Genomic DNA, 22,413 nt, shown 5'->3' with positions numbered 1-22,413 from the left:
GCGCATGCCCGCCGTTTCATCCCGGGGCCGCGGCCGCCGGACGATCAACGAGATCAACATGGTCCCGTTCATCGACGTGATGCTGGTGCTGCTGATCATCTTCATGGTCACGGCACCGCTCATCACGCCGAGCGTGATCAACCTGCCTTCGGTCGACCGCGCCAACAAGCAGCCCGACAAGCCCATCGAGATCGTCATCAAGAGCGAAGACGAAGTGCAGATCAAGAAAGACCCGTCCACCGGCTCGGGCGGCACCTCGATCCCCATGACCCAGATCGGCTCCGCGGCCAAGCAGGCCCAGGGCGGCGACGACCAGCGCCCGGTGGTCATCAGCGCCGACAAGTCGGTGAAGTACGAAACCGTCGTGAAGGCGATGAACCAGCTCAAGCGCAGCGGCATCGAGCGCGTGGGCCTGTCGGTCACGACCACGGGCGGCAAATAAGGCATGTCGCTCGCACTGGATCGCCCCGAGTTCGCGCCGCCGCCGCAGCGCGGCACGCCGCGTGCCGTCGTGCTGGCCCTCATTGCGCATGCGCTGCTGATTGCCGCGCTGACATGGGGCGTGCGCTGGCGCAGCGACCCCGACGAAGGCGCGGTCGACGCGGAGCTGTGGTCGTCCACGGTGCAGCAGGCGGCACCCCGTCTTCAAGCACCGCAAGCCCCCACACCTGCCCCCGCGCCGCCGCCGCCCGCACCCGCACCGCCGCCCCCACCGGTGGCGAAGGCGCCCGAGCCCGCACCCGCGCCGAAGGCGCCCGACATTGCCCTGGAGCGCGAGAAGAAGCTCAAGGAGCAGAAGGAACAGAAAGAGCGCGAACTCGAGCAGCAACAGCAGCAGAAGAAGAAAGAGCTCGAAGCCAAGCAGCGCGCCGAAGACGAGGCCCAGCGCAAGAAAGAGCAGCAGCAGAAGCTCGCCGACCAGAAAAAGCAGCAGGAAGCCGAGGCCAAGCAGGCTGAAGCCAAGAAGGCCGACGCCGCTGCGAAGCAGGCAGCCGCCGATCGTGCCGCCGCGCTCAAGCGCATGCAGGGTCTTGCGGGCGCCAGCGGTGCCGACGATTCGAAGGGCACAGCCCAGCGTTCGTCGGGCCCCTCGAGCGGCTACGCCGGCCGCATCGCCGCGGCCGTGCGCCCGAACATCACCTTCCCCGATGCCGACATGGTGAACGGCAACCCGGCCGCGGAGTTCGAAGTCAACCTGGCGCCCGACGGCACCATCGTCGGCGTCAAGCTCAGCAAGTCGAGCGGCCTGCAGGGCTGGGACGAGGCCGCCGAACGCGGCCTGCGCAAGACCGAGAAGCTGCCGCGCGACACCGACGGGCGCATCTTCCCCTCGCTGATCGTGTCGCTGCGGCCCAAACGCTGACGGCACAACGTCGATTCGTGCATCGATTCCGGGCGGCAATGAACAACCGCCCGGAACTCGTTCGATGCCGCGCTGTCTACACGCGGACAACAACAGCCGGGCGCCACGCCCGCACAAGATGAATCCCAACGGCCGCATCCGCTACGGCAGCAGTCCGCTGCTCGCCAGCCCCACCCCCGTGTGGCGCAGCAAATTCATCGTGGCCAGCATCGCCTTCGGCTTCGTGCTGCTGGCAGGTCGGGCCGCCTATGTCCAGATCTTCAACAACGACTTCTTTCAACATCAGGGCGAGGTGCGCTACCAGCGCACACTGGAGCTGCCGGCCAACCGGGGCCGCATCCTCGACCGCAACGGGCTGATCCTGGCCTCCGACATTCCGGCGCCCAGCATCTGGGCCATTCCCGAGGACATCGAGCGCGACGACCCCGAGGTACAGGCCAAGCTCAAGCAGGCCGCCAAGCTGCTCGGCATGCCGCAGAAGGACTTCGACAAGAAGCTGGAGGACGAGGACAAGACCTTCGTATGGCTCAAGCGCCAGGTCGACCAGCCGGTTGCCAAGGAGGTTGCGGCGCTCAACATCAAGGGCATCTACCTGCGCCGCGACTACCGTCGCCAGTATCCCGAGGGCGAGGCGGCGGCGCACCTGGCCGGCTTCACCAACGTGGAAGACATCGGGCAGGAAGGCGTGGAGCTGGCCTTCAACCAGGAGCTGGCTGGCAAGTCCGGCTCGCGCCACGTCCTCAAGGACCGGCTGGGCCACATCGTCGAGGACACCGAGGACCAGGTGCCGCCGACCGAGGGCCACGATATCCAGCTGAGCATCGACGATCGCGTGCAGTTCGTGGCCTACGAGAAGATCCGCGACGCCGTCGTCGCCAACAAGGCGCGTGCCGGCAGCGTGGTGGTGGTCGATGCGCAGACGGGCGAGCTGCTGGCCATGGCCAACTACCCGAGCTACGACCCCAACGACCGCCGCAACCTCACCGGCGAGCAGCTGCGCAACCGCGCGATGACCGACGTGTTCGAGCCGGGATCGACGATGAAGCCGATCACCATCGCCACCGCGCTGCAGCTGGGCCGAGTCACCCCCAAGACCATCATCGACACCAACCCCGGGCGCATCACCGTGTCGGGCGCGACCATCCACGACGACGAGAATTTCGGCGTGCTGACGGTCGAGGGCGTGATCCAGAAGTCGAGCAACGTGGGCGCCACCAAGATCTCGCAGCGCATGACGGCGCAGGAGATGTGGAACTCGCTCACGGCCGTGGGCCTCGGGCAGAAGCCGCAGACGCCCTTCCCCGGCGCGGTAACAGGCCGGCTGCGGCCGTGGAAGTCGTGGCGCCCCATCGAGCAGGCCACCATGTCGTACGGCTACGGCCTCTCGGCCTCGCTGTTCCAGATCGCGCATGCGTACACCGCCTTCGCGCACAACGGCGAGGTGATCCCGGTGAGCCTGCTGAAGAACATGGGCGAGGAGCCGGCCGGCGTGCAGGTGTTTTCGCCGCTGGTCGCAAGCGAGGTGCGCCAGATGATGCACATGGCTGCCGCGCCCGGCGGCACCGCGCCGCTGGCACAGACCGTGGGCTATTCGGTGGGTGGCAAGACCGGCACCGCGCACAAGCAGGTCGGCAAGGGCTACGCCAGCAACAAGTACCGCGCCTGGTACACCGGCATGTCGCCCATCGACAAGCCGCGCATCATCGTCGCGGTGATGGTCGACGAACCCAGCGCGGGCAAGTACTTCGGCGGGCTGGTGGCGGCACCTGTGTTCAGCCAGGTTGTGCAGCAGACGCTGCGCATCATGAATGTGGTGCCCGACCTCGCCGTGGCGCCAATGGCGCACTGAGCCCGCGAACCCGGTTCAGCGCACTACGCTGAGCCGCTTCACGTCGAGCTCGGCCTTGTTGCCGACCAGGTCCTTGTCGAACTCCCCGGATATCTCGACGCGCACCTTGTCGTCGATCTTCACGCCGGCCGGGAAATGCTTGGCGTCGATCTCCACTTTCATGCGGCCGGTGTCGTCGGCAAAGGTGTAGTGCTCGCCGCCGTCATGCGACACGATGAAGCCGCGCAGCGTGGCGTGCTGATCATCCTTTCCGGTGTCGAGCAGTTGCTTGACGCTCATCGTCGGCACGGTGCTGGGGCCGGCGTACTGGGCGGATGCGGCAAAGGGCAACGCCAGGGCCAATGCGAGGACGAGGGATGATTTCTTCATGGCGAGTTCCTCCTTGAACTGCTGATTGGAAAAAGCAGAAAGGATCGTAGCGGGCCCGTCAAAGGGCCCACGCCACCCAAGCACTTGTCGCGCTCTTGCAGCGCGCGATCAGATCAGTCGTAGACGATCAGCGCCTTGCCCGCTTCCGCCTGCGCGGTCCAGCTGGCCAGCGCAGCATCGGTCGGGAAGAACTTGGCGCGCTCGCCCAGTTGCAGCTCGACCTGCGCGCCGCCGCGCGCCATCGACAGACGCACCGGCAAGCCCTGGATCAGGTCGCCGACCTCGGTCTGCTCGGTGCGCGGCGGAAAGTCTTTCAGCAGGCGTGCGATGTCGGGCGCCTTGCCGTTCACCGCCACGCGCAGGAACTTGCCGAAGCGGCAGCGCGCCGTGGCAAGGTCCCACACCTGCTGCACCTGGAAGCGCGCCTCGAAGCCGCCGCGCGCGGGCTGTAGCCGGCCGCTGACGATGACCAGTTCGTCGTCTTTCAGCGTGTTGCGGTTGGCGTTGATGGTCGCCTCGTCGGCGGTGGCGTCGATCGAGTCCGACTTGTCGTCGAGCTTGAAGATCGCCAGCCGGCCGCGCTGGCCGTTGATCACGCGGAAGTCGCTCACGATGCCGGCAATGACCTGCTGGTCGCGGCTGTCGAGCAGGTCGCCGATCTCGCGCTTGCAGAAGCGCCGCACCTCGTGCGAAACCTCGTCGAACAGGTGGCCCGAGAGGTAGAAGCCGACGGCTGTTTTCTCGAGCGTCAGCCGCTCCTTCACGCCCCAGGGCGTGGCGTCGACGAGGTCGGGCTCGGCGGTGGCCGAGCCGTGCTCGGCGTCGCCGAAGATGTCGACCTGCGATGCATTGGCCGCGGTGGCATTCGCAAATTCGAAGGCGCGGTCGAGCGAGGCGATCAGCGACGCGCGGTTCTGCTGAATGGCGTCAAAGGCGCCGGCCTTGATCAGCGCTTCGACCGTGCGCTTGTTGATGCGCTGGCGGTCGATGCGTACGCAGAAGTCGAACAGGCTCTTGAACGGCCCGCCCTCTTCGCGCGCCCGCACCACGGCCTCGACCGCGAGCTGGCCCGTGCCCTTCACTGCCCCCAGGCCGTAGCGAATGATCTTGTTGGTGACCGGCTCGAAACGGTAGTTGCCGCGGTTCACGTCCGGCGGCTCGAAGGTGATGCCGAAGTTTTTCTGGGCGTCTTCGAACAGCAGCTTGAGCTTGTCCGTGTCGTCCATTTCCACGGTCATATTGGCGCAGAAGAACTCGGCCGTGTAGTGGACCTTGAGCCAGCCCGTGTGGTACGCCAGCAGCGAGTAGGCGGCAGCGTGCGACTTGTTGAAGCCGTAGCCCGCGAACTTCTCCATCAAGTCGAAGATTTCGTCGGCCTTGTCCTGGACGATGCCGTGCGTTGCAAGGGCGCCCGCGCGGAATTTCTCGCGGTGCTCGGCCATCTCCTCGAGCTTCTTCTTGCCCATTGCACGGCGCAGCAGGTCGGCGCCGCCGAGCGAGTAGCCGCCCAGGATCTGCGCGGTCTGCATCACCTGCTCCTGGTAGACCATGATCCCGTAGGTCTCGGAGAGCATCTCGGCCACGGCCGGGTGTGGGTACTCCACCGTCTCGCGGCCGTGCTTGCGCGCCACGAAGCTGGGAATCAGGTCCATCGGGCCCGGGCGATACAGCGCGTTCAGCGCAATCAGGTCTTCCAGGCGCGTCGGGCGCGCATCTTTCAGCATGCCCTGCATGCCGCGAGATTCAAACTGGAACACGGCTTCCGTCTTGCCGTCGGAGAACAGCCGGTAGGTGGCCGCGTCGTTCAGCGGGATGTTCTCGAACGCGAAGTTCTCCTGGCCCTTGTGGCGCTTCATGATGAACTCGCGCGCAATCTCCAGGATGGTGAGCGTGGCGAGGCCCAAGAAGTCGAACTTCACGAGGCCGATGGCTTCGACGTCGTCCTTGTCGTACTGGCTCACGGCCGATTCGCTGCCGGGCTGCTGGTAGAGCGGGCAGAAGTCGGTGAGCTTGCCCGGCGCGATGAGCACACCACCGGCGTGCATGCCGATGTTTCGGGTCATGCCCTCGAGCTTCTGCGCGAGCTCGACCAGCATGCGAACTTCTTCTTCCTTCTCGATGCGCTCCGCCAGCTGCGGCTCCATCTCGATGGCGTAGTTGTTCTTGTCGCCCTCGATCTTCTTCTCGGGCGGGTACTGCAGCGTGACCGACATGCCGGGCTTGTTCGGAATCAGCTTGCTGATGCCGTCGCAGAACATGTAGCTCATGTCCAGCACGCGGCCCACGTCGCGGATGGCCGCGCGCGCGGCCATGGTTCCGAAGGTGGCGATCTGGCTCACGGCGTTGCGGCCGTACTTGTCCTTCACGTAGTCGATCACGCGGTCGCGGTTGCCCTGGCAGAAGTCGATGTCGAAGTCGGGCATCGAGACACGCTCGGGGTTCAGGAAACGTTCGAACAGCAGCTTGTATTCGAGCGGGTCCAGGTCGGTGATCTTCAGCGCATAGGCCACCAGCGAGCCCGCGCCCGAGCCCCGGCCCGGGCCCACCGGGCAGCCGTTGGCTTTGGCCCACTGGATGAAGTCACCCACGATCAGGAAGTAGCCGGGGAACCCCATGTTCAGGATCGTGTTGATCTCGAACTCCAGCCGCTCCACGTAGCGCGGGCGCTCGGCCTCGCGCTTGGCCTCGTCGGGGTAGAGGTGCTTCAGGCGCACCTCCAGGCCTTCGAACGACTCCTGGCGGAAGAAGTCATCGATCGGCATGCGCACGCCTTCGCTGACGAAGGGCGTCGGAAAGTCGGGCAGCTGCGGCTTGCCCAGCACCAGCGTCAGGTTGCAACGCTTGGCGATCTCGACCGTGTTGGCCAGCGCGCTCGGCACGTCGGCGAACAGCGCCTGCATTTCGGCGGTCGACTTGAAATACTGCTCTTCGGTGAACCGGCGCACCCGGCGCGGGTTGCCGAGAATTTCGCCTTCGGAAATGCACACGCGCGCCTCGTGCGCTTCGTAGTCTTCGCGGGCGGCGAACTGCACGGGATGCGTGGCGACCACCGGCAGGTGCAGCCGGGCCGCCAGCTGCACAGCGGCGATGACGTGCGGCTCATCCTCGGGCCGGCCTGCGCGCTGCAGCTCGATGTAGAAGCGGTGCGGAAAAATCCCCGCCAGCCGCAATGCCAGCTCGGCCGCGCGCTCGCCCTGCCCCTGCAGCAGCGGCTGCCCCAGCGGCCCGGCCTGCGCGCCCGAGAGCGCAATCAGCCCGCCCGCGAGCTCTTCGAGCCATTCCAGCTTGCAGGCCGCCTGCGACTGGCCCCGGCCCACGTTCTGCGTCCACGCCCGCGCCAGCAGTTCGGATAGGTGCAGATAGCCTTCAATGTTCTGCACCAGCAGCACGATGCGGGTGAGCACGCCGGGCTCCTTGCCCAGCCCTTCCACGAAGACTTCCGCACCGATGATGGGCTTGACGCCCTTGCCGCGGCCCTGCTTGTAGAACTTGACCGCCCCGAACAGGTTGTTCAGGTCGGTGATGGCCAGCGCGGGCTGCTTGTCGGCAGCGGCGGCCTTGATGACTTCGTCGATCCGGTTGGTGCCGTCGACGACGGAAAATTCGGTGTGCAGGCGCAGGTGAACAAACATCCGGCCATTGTAGAAACTGCCACTCCACGATGTGGGTTGGCAATCCCTACAATCGCGCCCCGTGCAAGAGATTCTGAATATCGCGGCCTACAAGTTCGTGGCCATAGACGACAGCCCCGTGCTGCGCGAAGACCTGCGCGCCCGCACGCAGGCCCTGGGCCTCATGGGCACCATCCTGCTGGCGCCCGAGGGCATCAACCTGTTCCTGGCCGGTAGCGCCGACGGGGTGCGGGCCTTTCTTGCCCATTTGCGTGCCGACGCCCGCTTTGCCGACCTCGAGGCCAAGGAAAGCTGGTCCGCCGCTCAGCCCTTTCGCCGCATGCTGGTGAAGCTCAAGCGCGAGATCATCCGCATGGACCATCCGGCCATCCAGCCCGCCGCGGGCCGGGCACCCGGCGTGGACGCCCCCACGCTCAAGCGCTGGCTCGACCAGGGCCACGACGACGAGGGCCGCGAAATCGCCCTGCTCGACACACGCAATGCCTTCGAGGTCGATCACGGCAGTTTCGAAGGCGCCATCGACTGGCGCATCGGCAAGTTCACCGAATTCCCACCCGCCCTGAAAGCGCACCGCGACGAGTTCAAGGGCAAGACGGTCGTGAGCTTCTGCACCGGCGGCATCCGCTGCGAGAAGGCCGCGATCCTGATGCGCGAAGAAGGCGTGGAGCACGTGCTCCAGCTCGAAGGCGGCATCCTCAAGTATTTCGAGCAGGTCGGCGGCGCGCACTACAAGGGCGACTGCTTCGTGTTCGATGGCCGCGAGGCCCTGGCACCCGACCTGAGCGCGCGCTCGGCACGCGCTAGCGCCCGCGCCTCGGAAGACCCCGACCTCGCTATCAAGCAGTAACGGCAACAAGCCCCACGCACGACAGGCCTCCCATGCGCATCCTCCTGGTGGAAGACGAACTGGACATGGCCTCGTGGCTGATCCGCGCGCTCACGCAAAGCGGCTTCGTTGCCGACCACGCGCCCGACGCGCGCACCGCCGAAGCCTTCATGGCCGGCACCGAATACGACGCCATCGTGCTCGACCTGCGCCTGCCCGACAAGCACGGCCTGAGCGTGCTGGCCGACATGCGCAATGCCGACGACCGCACGCCGGTGCTGATCCTCACGGCGCAAGGCGCCCTGCAAGACCGCGTACGCGGCCTGAACCTCGGCGCCGACGATTTCCTCACCAAGCCTTTCGAACTGGTCGAACTCGAAGCCCGCCTGTCGGCCCTGGTGCGCCGCAGCCGCGGCAAGCAGCACCCGCGCCTGCAGTGCGCCTCGCTCTCGTACGACAGCCAGAGCCACGCCTTCACGCTGCGCGGCACGCTGCTGTCGCTCACGCCGCGCGAGCAGGCCGCGCTCACCGCCTTGCTGATGCGCAGCGGCGCGCCGGTCGGCAAGTCGCAGCTTTTCGCCAAGGTGTTCACCAACGACAGCACGGCCGGCCCCGACGCCATCGAGGTGGTGCTGCACCGGCTGCGGCGCAAGCTCGCGGACAGCGACGTGCGCATCGTCACCGTGCGCGGCCTGGGCTACATGCTGGAGAGCATTGCCGATGGATCCTCAGCCCCAGCCCAACCCGAACTCCCCGGCGAAGACGACTGAGCCGCAGCCCCAGCGCTTCGGCATCCGCGCGCGGCTGCTCGCGCTGCTGCTGCCTGGCATCGTCGCGCTGCTGGCGCTCGACAGCTGGAACGACTACAAGGCCCTGACCGATTCGCTCGTGGTCGCCTACGACCAGAGCCTGCTCGAACCCGTGCAGGCGCTGGCCAACGGCATCGTGGTGGCGAGCGACGGCAGCGTGCGCGTGCAGGAGCCGTTCTCGATTCAGGCGATGTTCGAGTCCACGCACCTGCGCTACAAGTACCTGCACGTCGGCGTGCAGCGCATTCCCAAGGGCGAAACACTCGACGTGAATTCGCCCGAGACCACGCTCATGGGCGTGCCCGGCCTGCCCCGCCCGGCACAGCAACCGCCCGACGGCACGCCGGTGTTCTACGACGCGGTGCACGAGCAGCACCCGGTGCGCGTGGCCGCGCTGCGGCAGACGGTGTACGACAACGTCCACCCCGGCGCGGCCTACAGCGTGCTGATCCAGGCGGCCGAGGGCACCGGCCCGCGCACCGAGGCCCAGGCCGAGTCGCTGCGCCAGGAGCTGCTGCGCGACACGCGCATGGTGCTGGTGATGGCGCTGCTGGTGTGGCTCGGCGTGGCGTGGACGCTGCGCCCGCTGGAGCGCCTGCGCAGCTCGCTGCGCGAGCGATCGCGCGACGACCTGACGCCGCTCGACGCCAGCGGCGTGCCGCAGGAGGTCGCGCCGCTGGTGGACGCGGTGAACCACCACATCGCGGGCCATCGGCGCATGGTGGCCGAGCAATCGCAGTTCCTGGCCGATGCCTCGCATCAGCTGCGCACGCCGCTGAGCATCCTGTCGATACAGGCCGGCTACGCGGTGCGCGAGACCGATCCGGCGCGCATGCGCGAGTCGCTGCATGCCATCGTCGGGCAGCTCGCGCGAACGCGCCGCCTCAGCGAACAACTGCTGGCGCTGGCCCATGCCACCACCGAAGACGAAGTCGCCCCTGCCGAGCCCACGGTGGTCGACCTCAACGCCATCGCGCGCGAGGTGGTGCTGCAATACCTGCCGCTGGCGCGCGAGAACGACCAGGACCTGGGCTGGGTCGATGCGCGCGGCGACGGCGCCGCCGAACGCATCGCCACCGCGGGCGACGACGGAGAAGACACGGACGGCACCGACGAAGCCGGCGATGAAGACGACTCACCCGTGCTGCCCGTGGCAGCCAACGCCGCCGAGCTGCACGAGGTGCTTGCCAACCTTGTGCACAACGCCATCAAGTACACGCCGCGCGGCGGCAACATCACCGTGACCGTGCGGCGCGAGGCCTCATATGCGCTGGCCGAGGTGTGCGACAGCGGACCGGGCATCGCACCCGAAAGGCGCGACAGCGTGTTCGAGCGCTTCCATCGCGACCCATCCGTGGCTGCCGTTGCAACACAGGGCGCGGGCCTCGGCCTCACCATTGCGCGCAGCTATGCGCGGCGCAACGGCGGCGAGATCGAACTGGGCAACGCCGACATGCCCGAGAGCCCCAACGGCGGCGGACTGCGCGCGATCCTCAGGCTGCCGCTGCGCGCCTTCTGAGGCCCTTTTTTGCAAGGGTTTCACCCGATACACCGGTACGTGATTACACGTATTTTGCGGGTCGCCGGGCCGTTTGCGCCTGCTCCGAAAGGCGATTGAAAGCCTCGATTCCTAGACTGCGCTCCTTCCAATCGAAGGAGACTCAATGCAGCACCAGCTCGGTGAAGATCCGGCCTCGCACGCGCTTCGGCCCGCTTCAAAATTCAAAAAAGATTACTACGGCGGCGCCCTGCTGATCGTCATCGGACTGGCCGCCGTCTATGCCGGCATCGGCTACCGCGTCGGCGAGCTTGCGCACATGGGGCCGGGCTTCTTCCCGGTCGCGCTCGGCGCGCTGCTGGCGCTCACGGGGCTGCTGATCGCTGTCTCCGCGCGCGGTGACAAGCAAGCTGAAGGCGCAAGCGAAGAAGCCGCGTCGCACGGCCATCCGGGCGGCATGCCCGACATTCGCGGCGGCATCTGCATCATCCTGGGCATCCTCGCGTTCCTGCTGTTCGGCGAGTACGGCGGCCTGCTGCCGGCCACCTTCGCCATCGTGTTCATCTCGGCGCTCGGCGACCGAGACAACACGCTGACCGAGGCGCTGCTGCTGTCGCTGGCGATGTGCTTCATCGCGGTGGTGATCTTCTGGTGGGCGCTCAAGCTGCAGCTGCCCCTGTTCCAGTGGGGAGGCTGACACCATGATCGGTCAATCGCTCCACGACCTCTGGTTCGGCTTCGGCGTGGCCTTCCAGGGCTCGAACCTGATGTGGTCCTTCTTCGGCGTGCTGGTGGGCAACCTGATCGGCGTGCTGCCGGGCATGGGCGCGCTGCAGGCCATCTCGATCCTGCTGCCGCTCACCTACGTGATGCATCCGGTGCCCGCCATCCTGATGCTGGCCGGCATCTTCTACGGCTCGCAGTACGGCGGCGCCATCGGCGCCATCCTGATGAACATGCCGTCGCACCCGCCGCATGCGGTGACCTGTCTGGACGGGTACCCGATGACCAAGCAGGGCAAAGGGGGCGTCGCGCTAGGGGTGACGATGATCGCCTCGTTCTTCGCGGCGTCGGTCGGCATCATCGTGATGATCTTCGCCTCGCCCCTGCTGGTGCAGATCGCGTTCAAGTTCGGCCCGACCGAGATCTTCTCGATCATGCTGCTGGGCCTGCTCGCCGGCTCCACCATGTCGCGCGGCTCGCCGCTCAAGGGCGTGGCCATGACGCTGTTCGGCCTGCTGTGCGGCGTGGTCGGCACCGACGTGAACAGCGGCAGCTTCCGCTTCGCGTTCGGCCTGCCCGAGCTGAGCGACGGCCTCGAACTGGTGGCGATCTCGATGGGCCTGTTCGGCGTGGCCGACTTCCTGCTCAACGTGAACCGCATGAAGACCATCGGCGACACCGGCACGCTCAAGCTCAGCGACATGCGCCCGAGCAAGGAAGAGCTCAAGCGCGCCTTCCCCGCGATGATCCGCGGCACCATCGTCGGCACGGTGTTCGGCGCAATGCCCGGCACGGGCCCGACCATCACCACCTTCATCGCCTACGCGCTGGAGCGCAAGGTGTCGAAGACGCCGAACAAGTTCGGCACCGGCATGATCGAAGGCGTGGCCGGCCCCGAGGCCTCGGCCCACTCGAAGACGCAGGTCGACTTCATCCCGACGATGAGCCTGGGCATTCCGGGCGACGCGGTGATGGCGCTGATCCTGGGTGCGCTGCTGATCCAGGGCATCCAGCCCGGCCCGCAGCTCATTACCGAGCATCCGGACATCTTCTGGGGCCTGATCGCTTCGTTCTGGATCGGCAACGTGATCCTCGTGATCCTGAACGTGCCGCTCATCGGCGTGTGGGTGAAGCTGCTGAAGGTGCCCTACAAGTACCTGTTCCCGGCCGCGATGTTCTTCATTGCGACGGGTGTGTACAGCACGCAGAACAGCCTGTTCCAGATCTGGGAAGTGCTGGTGTTCGGCATCGTCGGCGCCCTGCTGATGTCGCTGGAATTCTCGGTCGCGCCGATCTTGCTGGGCTTCGTGCTCGGGCCGATGGTGGAAGAGAACTTCCGCCGCGCGCTGCTGCTCTCGCGCGGCGACATGTCGGTGTTCGTGACACGGCCGATCAGCGGCACCTTCATCGGGCTGTGCGTGCTGCTGCTGCTGGGCGTGGGCTACTCGGCCTGGCGCGGCCGTGGCGGTCGCAAAGGCATGGTCGAGTTGCCGAAGCTGCCAGAGGGGACGCCGCCTGCTGAGGCTGCCTCGATGGGGGGCGGAGGTAAGTGAGACCACCTGACTCAATGGAAATCCAATAGGAGGAAATCCAGACCGCAATGCCCCGCACGAGCGGGGCATTTTTCATTGGGGCGGACGTTGCCTTAAGCGGTGTAGTCGCACTGCGTCCCACGCGGGGTCGACTCCCGATTCATGGACGTCGTGTGATGGGGGGCAAGAGTGCACAAAACGCGGCCTCGATATCCGCGGCCTCCGGCAGGGAGCGGTCCGCCTCAAACGTCACCGTTTCGATTTTTCTTTTACCGGTTGTCAAGCTCATCATCCGGGCATTTCCTCGATTTGCATAAATGATGACTCCATCCAGTCCGAGTGAATTCATCATCCCATCATCTTTATAATTTTTCAATGCCAAATTCAGACTCCTCATTTGACTCGAACTCTTCTTTAGAAAAACATCATCAATCAAATCATCAGTGATGAGCCTGGGCCGCTTCTCCATATATAACAGAGGCCCTCTCAGCCATTGCCCATCACAATCGGTTGATTTTTTATTGGCGAAATTTTTTATTATTTTGTCAATTCTTTTTCCGCCGGAAGATTTATCAAGATTCACCCACACAACATAAGGACCATTTGCCGCCCCAGCCGTAGCCGCAGAGGGTATAAAAAGCAGAAGGAACACGCCGGCAAGCAATCGACACCAGTCCACCGATTTTTCGACAAGATTTCGATATTTTTTCATGCTACGTGGTCCTTGGAGAGTTATTTTTGTCAATCTCCACTCCTTCGATTCCCATTTCCTTGTTTATCTCGGCCGCATCAGCTTGTTCGATTCCCGGACTGGAAAGATCTTTTTTTGCTTGCTCGTAATAAGCGACTGGAACAAAAAAATTCAAACGATTAGGCCGGCCTTTTATTTTGACGATCTTCCCATCCTTTCTTTTTTCTTCGTGCGGTTCAACTGGATCGATCCTAAAAGGAGAGAAATTTATCTGATCTCCTTGATTGCCGCCCAGCAATATCAAATTTTTGGATCCGCTTTTAGCATAGACAAAGCCCACATGGCTTCCATGTCCGGTCTTGCTATTCTTGACCATGGCAATAGCTCCATATATTGGCTCTTCCAGCTCGACAAATAAAGGGTTTCTGATTTTCAATCTCTCATTCATTTCATAAAACCCGTGCGCGCGCCCCATTGTGGCCTTGCGGTCCGCATAGCCCGCATTTTCAATAGGGTAGTTCGCCTTTGACAAGCACCAGTTCACAAAAGCCGCGCACCAAGCCCGATCGGACATGGATATTGAACCGTCCTTGATTTCTGCGTGATAGTTGATCTCTTTTTCTATCAGTTGCTCCACTTTTCCACGCCTGAGTTTGGCTTCCGCAATGGCAATTGGCATCCAAGGGGCTCGCCCCGGCATCGGATTTATAAGAGCCAAAACTTTACCTGCTCCCTCTTTGGATCGCACTGAGTCCGACGGCTCTGTGCTGGAAGGAATCGGGGGTATCAAAGGAGGAGCGGGACGTGGGGCCTGAGTTGCTCCTGTCAGGCTGGATTTCGACGGCCGCGCGCCGCCGGTTGACCTTTCCTCCCCGCCCCCGTGAATCAGCAGTACTTCACCGGGAAAAATCTTGTCGCCAAGTCGATTGTTTTCAGCCTTGATTTTGGCAATGGTGGTTCGATAAAATTTTGAAATTTTCCCCAGATTGTCTCCAGGCTGAACTACATAGCGCATTGGTCTTTTGATTTCTGTTTTGGAATTATTTATCTTTTCAGAGCCCGCCACGCCTTTCCATTTTCTGGTTCTCGACAAGAGATTGAAGTCCCTTCCTGTTTCGCCCTGAATCTCTCCAATTTTCACCACTTCATTGGTCTTTGGGTTGACCACTTTGACATGCACTGCTGATTTGTCCGCAGGATGAATCACTGGAGGAAAGCGCCCCGTCACATCGGATTTTATTCTTTCCTCCTTGCCACCCATCTCTATTATTATTTCCGTATCCTTCAGAGGCTGGATGCCATTGGTTGCATTGATCCGGCTTACTTCAACCCAGGTTTCCTTTCGAGTTTCCGGTTTGGCGTGATAGCCCTCTATTTCTGTGATGCCATTCATTATTTTGATCAACTCGGCATCACTGCAGTCACGAATCTTCTTATCTCCCGGCACACCGCTGATTTTCAGCAGATCATCTATATATTTTTGAGTATTGTTTTCTTTCTTGGGTGCATAAGCAGGAATTGCCTCCGAAATTGTCCGGTCTCCGTGCATTCTCTTCAAATTCGCCTTCAACTCCATGCGCCCGGCCTCCTCATCTGGAAAGATAAGAAATGTTCTCCCGGATCTAGTTGTAGCGAAGCCCACATAGCCTTTGGCTTTTTTCGGAGAAGGTATTCCATCCACCATCCGAGCAGTCAGATCTCCCGGATTATTGATTCGCCAGGGCAACGTTCCGCCGTGCCTGAGCAAATGCCGGCCGTCTTCACAAATAAATTCGGCGACCTCGATGTTCGGATGGTAAGTCGCTGAAATCAGTTTTGCCATACTCACTTCTTCCGTTTAAAAATCCAATTCAAATAATCTGGCCCGCATATTCCAAGAGGAAATGATTGATGCCAAAATTTTTTTCAGATCACACGTACTTTGAGCGCGCGCATATGAATGCCGCCGAAGTTGTTCGGCAGGGTCAGCGAGGAGCTGTAGCTGAGCGAGTGATCGTTTCGTCAGTCTGGGGCGTGCGGGCCCAGCACCATTGCAAACAATGGTTGCCCGCCGTCAGGCGGCAGACAAAGCCGACGAGAGTGCGAAGTAGTTTGCAGCCGCCGCAATGAGAAATGCCCACCGGGCAAACGCCCGGCAGGCATATATCTCGGGCGTCATCCGTACTGCTCGCGCAACTCGCGTCACGCCGACGCAGTGCAGCTCGCTTTAAACCGGCGTGGTGCCCGTGTCGGGTTCGCGCACACCAAAGGGCTTGCCGGGCAGTGGAATGAATTCGGTCTCGCCGGGCACGTGGCCCATGCGCTGGGCGGCCCAATCGGAGCCTGCTTCGAGGATGCGCTCGCGCCGGCTCGATACGAAGTTCCAGGTGATGTAGCGCGGGCCGTCGAGCGGCTCGCCGCCGATCACCATCAGGCGTGCGGCGGCGTTCGCCGTGAGCACCGCACCTTGCCCATCAGGCAGCACGGCCATGGTGTGCGCTTCGACCGGCTCGCCATTCACGCTGACATCGGCATCGACTGCGTAGATGGCCAGCTCGGATGCGAGCGCAGGCAATTCGAAGCGCCCGCCTGCAGGCAAGGCGATGTCGAGGTACACGGTCTGCGAAAGCGTCTTGACCGGCGAGCGGGCGCCGAAGGCTTCGCCCACCAGCACGCGCACCGCCACGCCCTGCTCCACCAGCTCGGGAATCGCATCGGCCGGCGTGTGCTCGAAGCTGGGTTCGGTTTCTTCATGCGCCTGCGGCAGCGCGGCCCACAGCTGCAGGCCGTGGTTCACGTAGGTGTCGGCCTTGAGGCGATCGGGCTTGCGCTCGGAGTGCACGATGCCCTTGCCGGCGGTCATCCAGTTGATGGCGCCGGGAAGAATCTCCTGCACGCTACCCAGGCTGTCGCGATGCATCATCGCGCCCTTGAAAAGATACGTGACCGTCGAGAGGCCGATGTGCGGATGCGGCCGCACATCGTGCTCGCTGCCCGGCTGCTCGGTGGCCGGGCCGAAATGGTCGAAGAACACGAAGGGGCCGACCGAGCGGCGCTGCGCCGCGGGCAGCAGGCGCCGCACCTTGAAGCCACCGCCGAGGTCCTTGTCGTGCGGCTTGAGCAGTTGGGTCTCGGGGGCGGTGTCGGTCATCGTGTTCTCCGTGGGGTGGCGGGTTGCCGGTTATTCGCGCGATCTTGCCACTGTGGCAATGCGTTCGCCGAATGCGCGGGCCGTGTCGAAGTCGCCTTTCAGCATTTCAGCCGGGCTCGCATCGGACGGCGATTGCGTCAGCAGGCCGCCGTAGCCGCCCACGTAGTTCATCGAGTCGCGCGTGGCGGCCTTGCTGTTGCTCGGCAGGATGCCCATGCTGACCCAGATGCCGCTGTGCTGCATCGCGAGCGTCCACAGATAGGTCATGGTCGTGACCTTGTCGCCGTTCATGGTGGCGCTGTTGGTGAAGCCGGCGAAGAGCTTGTCCTTCCAGCCCTGCGTGTACCAGACCTTCGACGACGCATCGGCGAACTTCTTGAACTGCCAGCTCACGCCGCCCATGTAGGTCGGCGAGCCGAAGACGATGGCGTCGGCCGCGGCCAGCAGCTCCCAGCCGCCTTCGGGCAGGTTGCCGTCCGCGTCGATGGCGAGCAGTTGGGCGCCCGCGCCGTCCGCCACGGTTTGCGCCACGCGCTGGGTGTGGCCGTAGCCGGAATGGAAGACGACGACGATGTTTGCCATGTTTGGGTGCTCCTGAGTGGGTGAGGTGTTGCGATCAGCGCTTGTCGATGCTGAAGCGGCCGGCACCGAAGCCTGCGAGGGCAAGCAGGCCGCCTGCAATGGCGATGTTCTTGTTGAAGTTGATCTGCTGCATCATTTTCATGGCGTCGGGTGCGGACCAGTACTTGTGGAAGAACAGCGCGGTCGCCACGGTGAAGATTGCCATCACGATCGCGGTCCAGCGCGTCTTGAAACCCAGCAGCAGCGCGATGCCGAGACCCAGCTCGACGATGATCGCAATGGCCGCACCCACTTCGGGCAGCGGCAGGCCGACGGACGTGATGTAGCCAACGGTGCCGCCGAAGCCCATGAGCTTGCCGATGCCGGCGGGAATGAACAGGTAGGCGATCAGGATGCGGCCGATCAGGGCCAGCGTGTCTTGTGCCGAATTGGGTGCAGTGGTTGTAGTTGCCATGATTGAAAAACTCCTCGGTTGTTGAAATTGAAAAGGGAAAAGAAAAGCCGGGCGGCAAGCGCCCGGCAAGGGAGATCAGGCGGCCAGGTCGAACACCAGCACTTCGGCGTCCTTGCCGGCGCCCAGCGTCAATTGCGATTCGCCTTCCAGCATCGCGGCGTCGCCGCCCACGAGCTTCTGGCCGTTCACTTCGAGCTCACCGCGCACCAGGTGCACGTAGCTCTTGCGCTTCGGGTCGAGAGCCAGGCTGGCTTTTTCTTCGCCATCGAGCAGGCCGGCAAACAGGCGCGCATCGGCATGCACCGTCACCGAGCCATCGGTGCCGTCGGGCGAGGCCACGAGGCGCAGCTTGCCGCGCTTCTCGGCGTCGCTGAACTTCTTCTGCTCGTAGCCGGGCTCGATGCCGCGCACGTTCGGCTGGATCCAGATCTGCAGGAAGTGCGTGGTCTCGTCTGCCTTGTGGTTGAACTCGCTGTGCATCACACCGCGGCCCGCGCTCATGCGCTGCACGTCGCCGGGTGGAATGCTTTCCACGTTGCCCATGCTGTCCTTGTGCGCCAGCTCGCCCGAAAGCACGTAGCTGATGATCTCCATGTCCTTGTGGCCGTGGGTGCCGAAACCGGCGCCCGCCGCCACACGGTCTTCGTTGATCACCCGCAGGTTGCCGAAGCCCATGTGCTCCGGGTCGTAATAGTTGGCGAAAGAAAAGCTGTGGAACGAGCGCAGCCAGCCATGGTCGGCATAACCGCGTTCCTGTGATTTACGGACTTGCAACATCGTCGAACTCCTTCGGCCCTGCCCTGTGGGGGTGTGCGGGCCTTTTTCGTATGCCGCGCCGGATGCGCAGCGGATGTAAAGAACTTTAGGTCCGCACCCCATTCGGAAAGACGCCGCAGTTTGATGGCACCATTCAAATAATTTGATCAATGGAGCCACCATGCCCAGCCCCCGTGACGTGCTGACCCCCGACGCCCTCTCCATGCTCCAGACCGTGGCCAGCACCGGCAGCTTTGCCGCCGCCGCCCGCGCCCTCGACCTGGTGCCCAGCGCGCTGAGCTACCGGGTGCGCCAGATCGAGGACGCGCTCGACGTGCTGCTGTTCGACCGCAGCGCCCGCCAGGCGCGGCTGACCGAGGCCGGTGCCGAGCTGCTGCGCGAGGCCGACCGGCTGCTCAACGAGATCGACGCGGTGGCCAACCGCGTGAAGCGCGTGGCCACCGGCTGGGAGCCGATGCTGACCATCGCGGTCGACAGCGTGATCGCGCGCGACCCGCTGCTCGACCTGGCCACAGCCTTCTTCGCGCTGGAGCCGCCCACGCGGCTCAAGCTGCGCGACGAAACGCTGCTGGGCACCATCGAGGCGCTGACCAGCGGCGAGGCCGACCTGGCCATCGGCGCGGTGCTCGATGCCGCGAGCCTGGCACTCACCGCCACGGGCATCCGTACCCGGCCGATCGGCGAGTTGCGCTTCGTCTATGCGGTGGCGCCCCACCATCCGCTGGCGCGCCTGGCCCAGCCTCTGAGCGACGCGGTGATGCGGCAGCACCGCGCGGTGGCCGCGGCCGATTCGGCGCGGCACGGACCGAGCATGACGGTAAACCTCATGGGCGGGCAGGACGTGCTCACCGTGCCGAGCATGCAGGCCAAGATCGCGGCGCAATTGCACGGGCTGGGTGGCGGCTTTCTGCCTGAGCCGATGGCGCGGCCGTACATCGAGGCCGGGCATCTGGTCGAGCTGAAGACCGAGCGCATGCCGCCAATGGGAACGATGCATTGCGCATGGCGCGTGCGCAGCGCGGGCAAGCCGGGGCGGGCGCTCGAATGGTGGCTGGCGCAGTTCGAGCATGAAGGCACGCGGCGTGCGCTGCTCGAGCGGCATCGGGGTCGATGAGGGGTTGACGAGTATTGCCGAGGATTCGCGCAGCGCCGCTAAGGGTGTGTCCTCAGGCGAAGCGGCTCTCGGACCGATGTAGAGTGCAGACACATCCAACCGCATTCCATCCAGAAGAAAAGAGTTCGTCATGAGCACTCGCGCAACTGCAAAGAAGCCGGCCAAGGCCGCCGACCGTCACCGAACCCCGGCCACCCCGCGCGCGCCGCGCAATTTCGCCGTCATCGGCGCCGGCATCGCCGGGGTGGCTTGTGCACGAACGCTGGTGCAGGCCGGCCACAAGGTCACGCTGTTCGAACGCGAGGCCACAGCCGGCGGGCGCATGGCGAGCATCGACACCGCCTTCGGCCGCTTCGACAGCGGCGCGCAATACTTCACCGTGCGCGACCCGCGCTTTGCGCTGGCGCTCGAAAGCACGCCCGGCCTGTGCAAGCGCTGGAGCGCCAACCTCGTGCGCGTGCTCGACGCCCACGGCCGCGTGGCCGAGGCGGCCCTGCCCTCGCTCGAGCCCCACTGGGTGGCGCAGCCCGGCATGGACGCGCTGGCCGCCCACTGGGCCAAGCCGCTGGGCGACAGCCTCATTACCGGCACGCAGGTCACGCAGATCGAGCCCGATGCGCTCGATGCGAAGCGCTGGCAACTGCGCACCGCGGGCGCCGACGATTCGCAACACGTGTATTCCGGCTTCGACGCCGTGCTGCTCGCCGTGCCGCCCGCACGCACCCGCGCGCTGCTGGGCGACGGCAAGCTCTCGGCCACGCTCAGCCGCAAGATCGAGCCCGTGCGCATCGCGCCCTGCTGGACGCTGATGGTCGCCTACCCCCAGGCCAACCAGCCCACCATGTCGCACCTTGGCCCGCAATGGAATGCAGCCCGCAGCACCCACCACCGCGTGGCGTGGCTGGCGCGCGAATCGTCCAAGCCCGGCCGCGAGCCCATCGAGCGCTGGACGCTGCAGGCCAGCGCCACGTGGTCGCAAGAGCACCTGCGCGACACGCCCGCGCGCGTCGAAGCCAAGCTGCTGCGCGCCTTCGCCGAGATCACCGGCATCCATGCCACGCCCGCGCACGCCCAGGCCCTGTGCTGGAACGAAGCGCAGACGCAGGTGCCCGTGGGCACGACGCACCTCTGGGACAGCAAGGCCCGCATCGGCGTGGCCGGCGACTGGTGCACCGGCCACCGCGTCGAAGACGCTTTCCTCTCGGGCCTGTCGCTCGCGCTCGACGTCATCTGATCGGGAGATGAGGGAGACCGGCCGCTTCGCGCCCTCGCCCACCGGCCCGCTGCATGCGGGCTCGCTGGTGGCCGCGCTCGCGAGCTGGCTCGACGTGCGCGCCCGCGGTCCGCAGGCGCGCTGGCTGATCCGTATCGAAGACGCCGACACCGAGCGCTGCCTGCCCTACATGGGCGAACACATCCTCCAGCAACTGGCCGACTGCGGCCTGCTGCCCGACGAAACCCCGGTGTGGCAGACGCAGCGCACCGCGCGCTACGAAGCCGCGCTGGCCCGGCTGCAGGCGCGCGGCCTCGCCTACCCCTGCGGCTGCTCGCGCAAGGACATCAACGAAGCCCTCGCGCGACTCGGCCAACGGCACGAGCGCCACGGCGAGCGCGTCTACCCCGGCACCTGCCGCGATGGGCTGCACGGCAAGCCCGCGCGGGCCTGGCGCTTCGCCACCGAAAAGTTCGAGGCCGACCGGCCGCCCACGCCGGGCGTGCCCTGGGATGAAGCGGCCGATTCCGGCACGGGCAGCGAACTCTGCTGGACCGACCGCCGCCTCGGCCGCCAGTACCAGAACGTGAGCCGTGAGGTCGGCGATTTCGTGCTGCGCCGCGCCGACGGCCCCTGGGCCTATCAGCTCGCCGTGGTGGTCGACGATGCCGAACAGGGCGTGACCGACGTGGTCCGCGGCGAAGACCTCACCGACAACACCGCCCGCCAGATCCTGCTGCAGCGCGCGCTGGGCTTTTCCACGCCCAGCTACCTGCATACGCCGCTGGTGCGCGGCGCCGACGGCGACAAGCTGTCGAAGCAGAACGGCGCAACATCCATCGACACAGGCTCCCCCGCCGCCGCGCTGGCCGCGCTCGACAGCGCCGCGCGCGTGCTCGGATTGCGGCGCACCACGGGCGCCAACTGCGCGGACGCCCTGGCCGGTTGGGTGCCCGAATGGCGCGCTCTCTACAATTCGCGGCCTCCATGAACTTTCCCGACACCGTGCCCAACGACATCCCGCGCAGCGAAGATGCGCCCACTCCAGACGCCAGCGACGAAGAAGAAGCGGCCAAGCCGCACCCGCTGCACCGCCGCCTCAAGAGCTTCGTCAAGCGCGCCGGCCGCACCACCGAAGGCCAGGCACGCGCCTTCTCCGAACTGGGCCCGCTGTTTCTCGTGCCCTACAAGCCCGAACCGCTCGACCTGACTGCGGCCTTCGGCGGCCGCGCCGGCCCGACCGTGCTGGAAATCGGCTTCGGCATGGGCGAGGCCACGGCGCACATCGCGACCGTGCTGCCCGAAACCAATTTCTTCTGCTGCGAAGTGCACGAACCCGGCGTGGGCGCGCTGCTCAAGCGCATCGGCGAGCAGTCGCTGTCGAACATCCGCATCTGCGCGCACGACGCGGTCGACGTGCTCGACCACATGCTGCAGCCCGGCACACTTGCCGGCGTGCATGTGTTCTTTCCCGACCCGTGGCACAAGAAGCGCCACAACAAGCGCCGCCTGATCCAGCCCGAGTTCGTGACCAAGCTGGCGCAGCACTTGCGCCCCGGCGGTTACATCCATTGCGCCACCGACTGGCAGCCCTACGCCGAGCAGATGCTCGAAGTGCTTGCGGCCGAGCCGCTGCTGCGCAACACCGCCGAGGGCTACGCGCCCAAGCCCGAATACCGCCCGCTCACCAAGTTCGAGAACCGCGGCATCAAGCTGGGGCATGGGGTGTGGGACCTGGTGTTCGAACGCGCCGCCTGAACGGCCTCGGCCCTTCCCGGGCCCTCTCATCAGGGAATTCCGCCCCGGCACCCGACTTCCCCCCTGGCCCCGTTATTGCTACACTTTTTTACT

Annotated in this window: 20 protein-coding genes; 12 read left to right on the top strand and 8 right to left on the bottom strand. The window is 64.8% G+C overall.

What is annotated here, in order from left to right:
* The first annotated feature begins 4 nt into the window (after positions 1-4).
* The 3 genes from BMW87_RS01445 to BMW87_RS01435 all read left to right on the top strand — a co-directional run bounded on the left by BMW87_RS01445 (position 5) and on the right by BMW87_RS01435 (position 3,212).
* Positions 5-442, top strand: coding sequence for an ExbD/TolR family protein (locus BMW87_RS01445; protein WP_093055930.1), 438 nt, complete (start codon positions 5-7; stop codon positions 440-442).
* 3 nt (positions 443-445) lie between these two features.
* On the top strand, positions 446-1,363 hold the full coding sequence (gene tolA / locus BMW87_RS01440) for a cell envelope integrity protein TolA (protein ID WP_093073645.1): 918 nt from the start codon (positions 446-448) through the stop codon (positions 1,361-1,363).
* 118 nt (positions 1,364-1,481) lie between these two features.
* Positions 1,482-3,212 carry a peptidoglycan D,D-transpeptidase FtsI family protein gene (locus BMW87_RS01435; RefSeq protein ID WP_093055926.1) on the top strand — a complete coding sequence of 577 codons (1,731 nt, stop codon included), beginning with the start codon at positions 1,482-1,484 and terminating at the stop codon, positions 3,210-3,212.
* 15 nt (positions 3,213-3,227) lie between these two features.
* Here BMW87_RS01435 and BMW87_RS01430 read toward each other — a convergent pair whose 3' ends face one another.
* Both BMW87_RS01430 and dnaE read right to left on the bottom strand, forming a co-directional pair.
* Positions 3,228-3,581: a YgiW/YdeI family stress tolerance OB fold protein gene (locus tag BMW87_RS01430; protein WP_093055924.1), complete on the bottom strand. Its 354-nt coding sequence runs from the start codon at positions 3,579-3,581 to the stop codon at positions 3,228-3,230.
* Positions 3,582-3,694: 113 nt separating this feature from the next.
* A complete protein-coding gene (gene dnaE / locus BMW87_RS01425) occupies positions 3,695-7,213 on the bottom strand; it encodes a DNA polymerase III subunit alpha (protein WP_093055922.1) in 3,519 nt (1,172 codons plus the stop codon).
* Between the two features lie 61 nt (positions 7,214-7,274).
* Between dnaE and BMW87_RS01420 the strand changes: the two genes are divergently transcribed.
* The 5 genes from BMW87_RS01420 (at position 7,275) to BMW87_RS01400 (ending at position 12,622) form a co-directional block, all read left to right on the top strand.
* A complete protein-coding gene (locus BMW87_RS01420; protein WP_093073643.1) occupies positions 7,275-8,060 on the top strand; it encodes a sulfurtransferase in 786 nt (261 codons plus the stop codon).
* 32 nt (positions 8,061-8,092) lie between these two features.
* Entirely contained in the window at positions 8,093-8,809 is a 717-nt protein-coding gene (locus tag BMW87_RS01415) for a response regulator (RefSeq protein WP_093073641.1), read from the top strand.
* The gene (locus BMW87_RS01410; protein ID WP_093073639.1) at positions 8,760-10,367 is read left to right on the top strand and encodes a sensor histidine kinase; all 1,608 of its coding nucleotides are present in this window, start codon (positions 8,760-8,762) and stop codon (positions 10,365-10,367) included. The genes BMW87_RS01415 and BMW87_RS01410 overlap by 50 nt, the downstream gene beginning before the upstream one ends.
* Before the next feature lie 145 nt (positions 10,368-10,512).
* Positions 10,513-11,043, top strand: coding sequence for a tripartite tricarboxylate transporter TctB family protein (locus tag BMW87_RS01405; RefSeq protein WP_176928806.1), 531 nt, complete (start codon positions 10,513-10,515; stop codon positions 11,041-11,043).
* 4 nt (positions 11,044-11,047) lie between these two features.
* On the top strand, positions 11,048-12,622 hold the full coding sequence (locus BMW87_RS01400) for a tripartite tricarboxylate transporter permease (protein WP_093073637.1): 1,575 nt from the start codon (positions 11,048-11,050) through the stop codon (positions 12,620-12,622).
* A gap of 139 nt (positions 12,623-12,761) precedes the next feature.
* On the opposite strand, the gene BMW87_RS34650 is transcribed toward BMW87_RS01400, so the two are convergent.
* From BMW87_RS34650 to BMW87_RS01375, 6 genes are all read right to left on the bottom strand, one after another.
* Positions 12,762-13,313: a hypothetical protein gene (locus BMW87_RS34650; protein WP_143062551.1), complete on the bottom strand. Its 552-nt coding sequence runs from the start codon at positions 13,311-13,313 to the stop codon at positions 12,762-12,764.
* A 1-nt stretch (position 13,314) separates the two neighbouring features.
* On the bottom strand, positions 13,315-15,114 hold the full coding sequence (locus BMW87_RS01395; RefSeq protein ID WP_093073635.1) for a LysM peptidoglycan-binding domain-containing protein: 1,800 nt from the start codon (positions 15,112-15,114) through the stop codon (positions 13,315-13,317).
* 384 nt (positions 15,115-15,498) lie between these two features.
* A complete protein-coding gene (locus tag BMW87_RS01390; RefSeq protein ID WP_093073633.1) occupies positions 15,499-16,422 on the bottom strand; it encodes a pirin family protein in 924 nt (307 codons plus the stop codon).
* A gap of 30 nt (positions 16,423-16,452) precedes the next feature.
* Positions 16,453-17,004, bottom strand: coding sequence for a flavodoxin family protein (locus BMW87_RS01385; RefSeq protein WP_093055910.1), 552 nt, complete (start codon positions 17,002-17,004; stop codon positions 16,453-16,455).
* 34 nt (positions 17,005-17,038) lie between these two features.
* Positions 17,039-17,458 carry a DoxX family protein gene (locus BMW87_RS01380; RefSeq protein WP_093055908.1) on the bottom strand — a complete coding sequence of 140 codons (420 nt, stop codon included), beginning with the start codon at positions 17,456-17,458 and terminating at the stop codon, positions 17,039-17,041.
* Positions 17,459-17,533: 75 nt separating this feature from the next.
* On the bottom strand, positions 17,534-18,235 hold the full coding sequence (locus BMW87_RS01375) for a pirin family protein (protein ID WP_093055906.1): 702 nt from the start codon (positions 18,233-18,235) through the stop codon (positions 17,534-17,536).
* A 160-nt stretch (positions 18,236-18,395) separates the two neighbouring features.
* On the opposite strand from BMW87_RS01375, the gene BMW87_RS01370 reads away from it, so the two are divergent.
* From BMW87_RS01370 to trmB, 4 genes are all read left to right on the top strand, one after another.
* A complete protein-coding gene (locus tag BMW87_RS01370) occupies positions 18,396-19,349 on the top strand; it encodes a LysR family transcriptional regulator (RefSeq protein ID WP_093073631.1) in 954 nt (317 codons plus the stop codon).
* A gap of 130 nt (positions 19,350-19,479) precedes the next feature.
* Positions 19,480-20,583, top strand: a complete 1,104-nt coding sequence (locus BMW87_RS01365; protein WP_093073629.1) for an NAD(P)/FAD-dependent oxidoreductase — start codon at positions 19,480-19,482, stop codon at positions 20,581-20,583.
* 7 nt (positions 20,584-20,590) lie between these two features.
* The gene (gene gluQRS / locus BMW87_RS01360) at positions 20,591-21,553 is read left to right on the top strand and encodes a tRNA glutamyl-Q(34) synthetase GluQRS (protein WP_093073627.1); all 963 of its coding nucleotides are present in this window, start codon (positions 20,591-20,593) and stop codon (positions 21,551-21,553) included.
* Positions 21,550-22,320, top strand: coding sequence for a tRNA (guanosine(46)-N7)-methyltransferase TrmB (gene trmB, locus BMW87_RS01355; RefSeq protein ID WP_093073625.1), 771 nt, complete (start codon positions 21,550-21,552; stop codon positions 22,318-22,320). The genes gluQRS and trmB overlap by 4 nt, the downstream gene beginning before the upstream one ends.
* Positions 22,321-22,413: the final 93 nt, after the last annotated feature.

The organism is Variovorax sp. OV084 (assembly GCF_900111625.1).
Lineage (GTDB): Bacteria > Pseudomonadota > Gammaproteobacteria > Burkholderiales > Burkholderiaceae_C > Variovorax.
This window is presented reverse-complemented; position numbering and strand designations above follow the sequence as displayed.